The organism is Paraburkholderia sp. (genome assembly GCF_035656215.1).
Classification (GTDB): Bacteria; Pseudomonadota; Gammaproteobacteria; order Burkholderiales; family Burkholderiaceae; genus Paraburkholderia.
Window position 1 is genome coordinate 1 of record NZ_DASRSY010000213.1, and the last position, 8,032, is coordinate 8,032.

Genomic DNA, 8,032 nt, shown 5'->3' on the forward strand with positions numbered 1-8,032 from the left:
CGATGTCGACGAACAGATGGTTGCCAGCCGGGTCGGCGAATTGCGCCATGTTCTTGCCGACCATTGCCGGCTTGAACGGGTGCATCAGCATGACCGGCTGCGAGTCGTTGACGGAGATGTAGCCGTCTTTGCCATAACGCATGGCGGCGAGTGTTTCGAGCGCCTGTTTTTTGGCTTCGTCTTCGGTGATCGTGTGTTGCTGCGCGAGGGTGTAGTAACGGTTGACGATGTGATTGGCCTGATCAATCAGCGAGGTGAGTTGATCGCGGCGGTCCGAGATCATCGACGCGCGGTTTTGCCATGCGCCGAAGCCGCCGATCAGAATCAGGCCGATCCAGAGGACCGCGATCATTGAGGCTAGTTTTTTGTTCAGAGTCATAGCAGTGGGGTTTGCTTTCGCTTTCGCGAGGTGGTCGGTCAGGGGTTCTTTGCTCTTTTGCTCTTTTGCTCTTTCGCTTGCAGCGATTGGCTTGGTGCTTACTGTGTTTACGGCTTCTTGCCCTCTGCTCCGCAGGGGAGGGGAAACCCGTTGTTTTTTTGTCTGATTAATTGGGGTTCAGGTTGGGTTTTGCCTGTTTTTTTGCCTGCGCGGCGCTTTATGTCTGTTGGCCTGCGGCGTTGGCCTTTGCTTGAATTATTATTGGTTTATTAACGTCGCCCGCACAGAGGCGAACGCTATAAATCAATAGCATAATTAATCCGGAAATAGAATAAAAAACTAAAATATAAAACCCCAATCAGATAACACAAAAATAAAAACAAAAAACCCACAAACCCAATACCAGAAGGGCCGGAATCACATTCCTCCACATAACGCCAAAAAACTCCAAAATCCAGCCGTACAGCATGAAATGCAAAAAACAACACATTTTCCCACTTAACAACAACATCAAAAAACCAAAATCCCACTCCCACACCGAATAAAACGATTTCAGCTATAGTCGCCATTTTCCAGTCGCCAGCCGGGCAAAAAAGAGCACCAATAAGCCCGCCACCAGGAGTAAAGAAAATGAGCGCCCGCGAACCCGCATTTATCTCCGCGCCCCGCAGCGCGCGTCTGCGCCAGATGCTCGTCAGCAACGAACTCGAATTCATGATGGAGGCCCACAACGGTCTCTCCGCCCGTGTTGTCCGCGAAGCCGGCTTCAAGGCGATCTGGGGTTCGGGTCTCGCGATCTCCGCCCAATTCGGCGTGCGCGACAATAACGAAGCCAGCTGGACGCAAGTCGTCGATAACCTCGAATTCATGGCCGATGCCAGCGATCTCCCCATCCTCCTCGACGGCGATACCGGTTACGGCAATTTCAACAACGTGCGCCGCCTCGTGCGCAAGCTCGAACAACGCGGCATTGCCGGCGTCTGTATCGAAGACAAGCAATTCCCGAAAACGAATAGCTTTATCAATGGCGAAGCCCAGCCGCTCGCGGATATGGACGAGTTCTGCGGCAAGATCAAAGCCGGTAAAGACTCGCAGTCGGATGAAAACTTCTCGATCGTCGCGCGCGTCGAAGCACTGATCGCCGGCTGGGGTATGGACGAAGCGCTGCGTCGCGCGGAAGCCTATCGGCAAGCAGGCGCCGATGCGATCCTGATTCACAGCAAGCTCTCGCGTCCCGACGAAATCCTCGAATTCGCGCGCGAATGGGCCGGCCGCGGGCCGCTCGTCATCGTGCCGACCAAGTACTACAGCACGCCCACCGAAGTGTTCCGCGAGGCCGGCATCAGCACGGTCATCTGGGCGAATCATCTGATCCGCGCAGCGACCTCGGCCATGCAGGCTGTCGCCAAGGAAATTCACTCGAGTGAAACGCTCGTCAACGTCGAAGACAGCATTGCTGCGGTCAACGAAATTTTCCGTCTGCAAGACGCCGACGAATACTCGGAAGCAGAAGACCGCTACCTGTCGAGCGGCCGCGCGGCCGGTGCGGCGGTCGTGCTCGCGGCAAGCCGCGGCAAGGGGCTCGAAGCAGTCACCGAAGATCGTCCGAAAGTCATGCTGCCGATCGCGGGCAAGCCGCTGTTGCGCTGGCTCGTCGATGCGTTCAAGAAGCAGAGCGTCAATGACATCACCGTGGTCGGCGGTTATCGCGCCGACGCGATCGATACGGCCGGGATCAAGCTGGTCGTCAATGAACGTCACGCGCAAACCGGCGAACTGGCGTCGCTCGCGTGTGCGGTCGACAAGCTCGCGGGCGACACCGTCATCTCGTATGGCGATCTGCTGTTCCGCAGCTACATCCTGCGCGATCTGGTCGAGAGCGAAGCGGCGTTCAGCGTGGTGGTCGATTCGTCGCTGACCGATGCGGAAAACGCCAGCGTGCGCGACTTCGCATGGTGCTCGGCGAGCGACGATCGCGGTCTGTTTGGCAGCAAGGTCACACTGCGTCACGTGTCGAGTGGGCCGGAAGCAACGTCCGCCATCGCTTCGCAAACGCCGCACGGTCGCTGGGTCGGTCTGCTGAATGTACGCGGCGAGGGGCGTGAGCTTCTGCAAGCGGTACTCGGCAAATTGCAAGCGCGCCCGGATTTCGATTCGCTCGACATGCCCGCGCTGCTGAATGCGCTGATCGAAGCAGGTGAAGCGATCGAAGTGCAATACGTGCACGGCCACTGGCGCGGTGTGAACGATCTCGAAGACTTCCGCCGTGCGGGCGATTTCGCGCATGCGCGAGCGCCGTTCGCAGCAGCGGTCGGCAGCAAGACGAACGAAGCCGGTGGGGCCGCGCAATGATCGAGGCCGCACAGTTCGTCGAGGCGGCTCGTGAGCGTGGCTTCGACTGGTATGCAGGCGTGCCGTGCTCGTATCTGACGCCGTTCATCAACTACGTGTTGCAGGATGAATCACTGCACTACGTCTCGGCGGCCAACGAAGGCGATGCGGTCGCGTTGATCGCGGGCGTCACGCTCGGCGCGCAGAACGGCCGGCGCGGCATCACGATGATGCAGAACTCCGGCCTCGGCAATGCGGTGAGCCCGTTGACCTCGCTCACGTGGACCTTCCGTCTGCCGCAACTGCTGATCGTGACGTGGCGCGGGCAACCCGGCGTCGCGGACGAACCGCAGCACGCGTTGATGGGTCCGGTCACGCCCGCAATGCTCGATACGATGGAAATTCCATGGGAGACCTTTCCGACCGAAGCTGACGCGATCGGCCCGGCGCTGGATCGCGCCATTGCTCACATGGATGAAACCGGCCGGCCGTACGCGCTCGTGATGCAAAAGGGCAGCGTGGCGCCGTACGCGTTGAAAGAGGGCCATGCGGGCGCTCGCCGTGTGCCGGTTGTGTCGCGTTCGCAATTCGGGAACGTGGCGGAAAATGAACTGGCTTCACGTCACCACGCGCTGCAGAAAGTCATCGCGCACACGCCGCTCGAATCGACGGTGGTGCTCGCGTCGACCGGATTTTGCGGCCGCGAACTCTATGCCATCGACGACCGTCCCAATCAGTTGTACATGGTCGGCTCGATGGGTTGCGTGACGCCGTTCGCGTTGGGTCTTGCCCTCGCGCGTCCTGACCTGCACGTGGTCGCGCTCGACGGCGACGGCGCCGCATTGATGCGCATGGGCGCGTTCGCGACGCTCGGTGCGTACGGTCCGTCGAATCTCACGCATGTGCTGCTCGACAACGGCGCACACGACTCGACCGGTGGTCAGGCAACGGTGTCGTCGCAGGTGTCGTTTGCGGGTGTCGCCGCGGCTTGCGGTTATGCGTCGGCGGTTGAAAGCGACGACGTCAGCGTGATCGACGAGCTGTTCGACACAGCGCCGTCGCCCCATGGCCCGCGTTTTGCGCGACTGGCGATTCGCCGCGGTACGCCCGATGGCCTGCCGCGTCCCACTATCACCCCGCCCGATGTGAAAACGCGCCTGATGCGCCACATCGGCGCCGCTTAAGGAGTGCACTCATGTTGCTGCTTAACCCCGGCCCGGTGACGCTCACCGAACGTGTCCGCAACAGCCTGTTGCAAACGGATTTGTGCCACCGCGAAAACGAATTTTTCGACTTGCAGGAAGAGGCGCGCACACGTCTGGTCGATCTGTACGGCCTCGACGCAAACGAATGGCAAGCGGTGCTGATGACCGGTTCCGGCACGGCTGCTGTCGAAAGCATGACCGCCGCGCTGGTGCCGCAAAACGGCAAGCTGCTGGTCGTGGAAAACGGCGTGTACGGCGAGCGTATTTCGCAAATCGCCACGCAATACGGCATCGCGTATGAGTCGCTGAAGCACGACTGGATGCAGGCGCCGGATCTCGCGAAGATCGCCGAACGTCTCGACGCGGACAAGGCGTTCACCCACGTCGCCGTGATTCATCACGAAACCACGACGGGACGTCTGAACGATCTGCAAGCGCTCGGGGCGCTGTGCCGCGAACGTGGTCTGCGTCTGCTGGTGGATGGCGTCAGCAGCTTCGGCGCGGAAGCAATCGATTTCGCCGATGCCAGTCTCGACGCCGTCGCAGCGACCGCGAACAAATGTCTGCATGGCGTGCCGGGTGCATCGTTCGTGCTGGTACGGCGCGCGGCGCTCGCGCAGGCGGCGAGCCGCACGTATTACCTGGACCTTGGACGTCTCGCGCGTTTGCAGGACCAGCGTAATACGCCGTTCACGCCGTCGGTCCATGCGTATTACGCGCTAGTCGAGGCCTTGCGCGAACTCGCCGACGAAGGCGGCTGGCAAGCGCGCCACGCGCGTTATGCGGCGCTCGCCGAGCAGGCTCGCGCGGGCCTGGCTGAGCGGGGCGTCGGCAGTGTGTTGCCGCCGGAGCAGTCGTCGGTCGTGCTGCGCGCGTATCGCTTGCCGGACGGCGTAGCGTATCCGCAACTGCACGACGCGCTGAAAGCGCGCGGTTTCGTCATCTATGCGGGTCAAGGCGGCTTGTCGGCCGAGCTATTCCGTATCTCGACGATGGGCAATATCCACGCCGCCGACATCGACCGTCTGTTGCAAGGCTTTAGCGAGCTGACGCGCTAAAGCGCGCGTTCATTCACGCGGCCGCCCGGTAACAATCCGTACAGCGTCACACCGGGTCTTTGTCCGGCGGTCCGTCGGGCCGCTGCGGCTCCTCGGTGTGATGACCGGGCGACGGGGGCACCAGCGGATCGCTTTCCGGGTCGCGGTTCGGATCGGCGTTCGGGTCGGGAATCGGACTGGTATGCATGTCGTAGCTCATTGCATCACCTCTTTTAGTTGGGAAGAGGGCTTGGAAGCGGGCTTGAAAGCGGGCCGAAAAGTGGCCCGAGACGCTGGCTGAACGGCGAGCCGAAAAGCAGGCGCTACAGCCGGTCGAGTGCGGATAAGCCCCGGTCATTCCCTTCAAGCGTAGGCGATCCGGCACGCGGCGCGGTCCTTACTTTCGCGCGCGGCGGCCTACGCTCAATTGCCAGTAACGTTCGGCGGCGAAAACATCGTCGTAAATGCCCGCACCGAAAGCGCGCAGCTGGCTTTCGTAGGCATTGACCGCTTCGCGTTTGAGCTGGGTGCGGCGCGGGAGATCAATCGTATGGCCGGCGCTCGGATAAGCCGGCGTTGCGACGATGCCGCGTTGCGCGAGGTCGGCGAGCCGCGCCTGCACGACACCCGGCGTGCGGCGGTGAATCGCCTCTTCGTAGGCGAACCATGAGAGATGCGACAGGCGTGGCAGGATTTCGCAGCAGGCTTCGAACACCCGGACGTGATCGTCGTGATGCAGGCCGAGCGGCATCAGCAGCGTGTTCGCGGTCGTGCGGTAGATGGTCTCTTCAAGCACCGCCGCCAACTTGCTGATCGACGGCGAGTCCATGTATTGGCCGTCGCGAAACGGCATGCGCAGGGGAATCGCGTCGAGCACCTCCAGCGCGAGGTTGTCTTCGCGCGTGCGGGAGTGGATGGCCTGATGGGCGCTCGTGAAACCTGACTTTTCATCCCATTCGGTATGCATCTCCTGCTCGGGCGGCGCGGCAAACACCGTGCAAACCGCGGCGTCAGGATGGGCGGCGAGTAATGCGCCGCAACTGAAGACGGCGTCGTCGAAGTGGGGTGAGACGATAAAAAGGCGTGGGCTGGTTTCGCTCATGGACGTGTGGTGGTTTCGAAGCGCGCGGGGCCGCATTCGAAGCTTCAATATTACGCGAGACAAGCTTGCTGGATGTGCGGCGTCACATCAGCTTAGGCGGAATCGGCGCGGCTTGTGTAACCGTTGTGGCCAACGCAAGCCGCATGCCTGACTGGGCTGATTCTGCGATGGCTTCCCGCAGAGGCTCACCTTTGCGCATCTGGCATATCCCGAACCTGCTCACCTTTAGCGGGTGCGCTGTCGGGCATGCATCGCGCACCCGCACCCGCCAGCGCCGCCGCGCGACTGAAAGCCGTCGCAATGGTCGCCACGATGTCGTCGCGCAACCCGGCGTCGGCCGTTCGCAGCGCATACGACGGGTGCCAGGCCGGCACGATCAGGCGTCCGTCATGGGCGATGGTTTGGCCGAGATATTCGGACAGACTGACGTGCGCCCCGGTCAGCGCTTTTAGCGCGGTTGCGCCTAGTGTGACCACCACACGCGGCGCTATCCGCGTCAGTTCTTTTTCCAGCCAGTACTGGCAAGCCTCGACTTCGCGCCGCGCGGGCGTTCGATGGATGCGCTCCTGGTCGAACGTTTCCCATTTGTAATGCTTGATGGCGTAGGTCAGATACAGCGCCTCCCGCTTCAGCCCGGCGCGCGCAAGCACGGCGTCCAGCAGTTGACCGGCCGGGCCGGTGAAGGGCTCGCCGTGCTGGTTCTCGTACTCGCCGGGCTGTTCGCCGACCACCATGATCGCCGCATGATCGGACCCGGCGCCCGCAACCGCCTGCTTCGCATTGCGCCATAACGCGCAGCGCCGGCAGGTGGCGAGCGGGCCCGTGGGTTCCCGCAAGGGCGGCGTCACCGCTGAATACTCGATGGGCGGCGCGGGCGGGACGGTGACGGCGGCGCTTTGCGCGCCGAGACGGCTGCGTTCGCGCGCGAGGTGTGCGGGCAACGGTGGACCCGCGGGCGGCGTTCTCCAGTAACGCAACGGCACGGGCAAGGGCTGACCATTGAAGGCGTTGACGTAATACGCGAGCCAGAGCGCCTCCGTGGGCATGCTGGTGAAGGCTTCGCCGGTCATGGCGCTTTCTGGTAGCGCCAGCGTGGTCTGCTGGTGTTCCTCCGCCGGTGGCCGGTCGATACGCAGCAGCATGCCGTTCCAGAACGCCGCTCCGTATGGCGTGGCGAGCATCCACGTCGAATCGCCCATGGGTGTGGCGAACAGCGCTGCGGCACGCTCCAGCAGGTCATGATGCGGCTCGTACCAGCCGACCAATTCGGGTGGCTCCATCGACGGCTCACGCCGCCTGAACAAGGTGAGTAGCAGCAGATCGGCGGTCTCGCGTTCGACCGCCTTGATACGTTGATCGAGCAACGCGCCGTCGGGGTCGTCGAGATCGAGGACGTTGCGCTCGGCGCGCGTCCAGCGCCAGAGGACGCGGTATAGCAGCGACCAGCGGTCCGGCGCGCGGAAGCACGCAGCGGTTTTGAGCCAGGAGAGCAGTTCGCGCGGAATCGCGGGAGCGGCAGAGCTACCTGAGCCGGTGCGAGCGGGCTCGGCGTTGGGCACCTCGACAGCGGTCGTGCTGGAGATCCCTTCAGCTACGGACGTTGCCGAAGATTGCGCAACTTGCCCCGAACCATGGCCATTCCCACCACTTTCGGCCGCCGCTTCATTCCCGGACTCCACCCACTCGATCTGCGATGGCTCGACACCTTGCCGCAGCAGCGCTCGCGCGGCGCGCCGCCATGCGGCGAAAGACGGTTCGATCGGAATGCGTTTCATGCTGACGCGCCGTGGATGCACGCAGCGTCATGCCGTCATGCGCGAATCCATGCACCCAAAATAGTCGGGTAGCAGCGGCGCATTGCTGCGCCGCCGCCCCCTAAGAACCGTACGTGCGAGTTTCCCCGCATACGGCTCAAGCCTCATTAAGGCTAGTGATTAAACTAACCCGGCGGCACAACGTACCGACAGGGCCTTGTACC

The 8,032-nt window shown here is 62.3% G+C and carries 8 protein-coding genes; 3 read left to right on the plus strand and 5 right to left on the minus strand.

Translation table 11 applies throughout. The annotated features are described in order from the left end of the window. Positions 1 to 379: cache domain-containing protein (locus VFE81_RS12190; RefSeq protein WP_325044832.1), on the minus strand; the 379-nt coding region annotated here is incomplete at its 3' end. 296 nt (positions 380 to 675) lie between these two features. Continuing rightward, entirely contained in the window at positions 676 to 1,110 is a 435-nt protein-coding gene (locus VFE81_RS12195; RefSeq protein ID WP_325044838.1) for a hypothetical protein, read from the minus strand. Between VFE81_RS12195 and aepX the strand changes: the two genes are divergently transcribed. The 3 genes from aepX to VFE81_RS12210 are packed head-to-tail and all read left to right on the plus strand — an operon-like array spanning position 1,010 to position 4,973. After that, a complete protein-coding gene (gene aepX / locus VFE81_RS12200; protein ID WP_325044833.1) occupies positions 1,010 to 2,731 on the plus strand; it encodes a phosphoenolpyruvate mutase in 1,722 nt (573 codons plus the stop codon). The two genes, VFE81_RS12195 and aepX, sit on opposite strands and share 101 nt — an antisense overlap. Further along, positions 2,728 to 3,894 carry a phosphonopyruvate decarboxylase gene (aepY, locus tag VFE81_RS12205; protein ID WP_325044834.1) on the plus strand — a complete coding sequence of 389 codons (1,167 nt, stop codon included), beginning with the start codon at positions 2,728 to 2,730 and terminating at the stop codon, positions 3,892 to 3,894. The genes aepX and aepY overlap by 4 nt, the downstream gene beginning before the upstream one ends. An 11-nt stretch (positions 3,895 to 3,905) precedes the next feature. Beyond that, positions 3,906 to 4,973 carry a 2-aminoethylphosphonate aminotransferase gene (locus VFE81_RS12210; RefSeq protein ID WP_325044835.1) on the plus strand — a complete coding sequence of 356 codons (1,068 nt, stop codon included), beginning with the start codon at positions 3,906 to 3,908 and terminating at the stop codon, positions 4,971 to 4,973. 46 nt (positions 4,974 to 5,019) lie between these two features. Here VFE81_RS12210 and VFE81_RS12215 read toward each other — a convergent pair whose 3' ends face one another. The 3 genes from VFE81_RS12215 to VFE81_RS12225 form a co-directional block, all read right to left on the minus strand. Next, positions 5,020 to 5,160: a hypothetical protein gene (locus VFE81_RS12215; RefSeq protein WP_325044839.1), complete on the minus strand. Its 141-nt coding sequence runs from the start codon at positions 5,158 to 5,160 to the stop codon at positions 5,020 to 5,022. A 189-nt stretch (positions 5,161 to 5,349) separates the two neighbouring features. Then, the gene (locus VFE81_RS12220; RefSeq protein ID WP_325044836.1) at positions 5,350 to 6,054 is read right to left on the minus strand and encodes a PIG-L deacetylase family protein; all 705 of its coding nucleotides are present in this window, start codon (positions 6,052 to 6,054) and stop codon (positions 5,350 to 5,352) included. 185 nt (positions 6,055 to 6,239) lie between these two features. Beyond that, on the minus strand, positions 6,240 to 7,829 hold the full coding sequence (locus tag VFE81_RS12225; RefSeq protein ID WP_325044837.1) for a UdgX family uracil-DNA binding protein: 1,590 nt from the start codon (positions 7,827 to 7,829) through the stop codon (positions 6,240 to 6,242). Positions 7,830 to 8,032 lie beyond the last annotated feature (203 nt).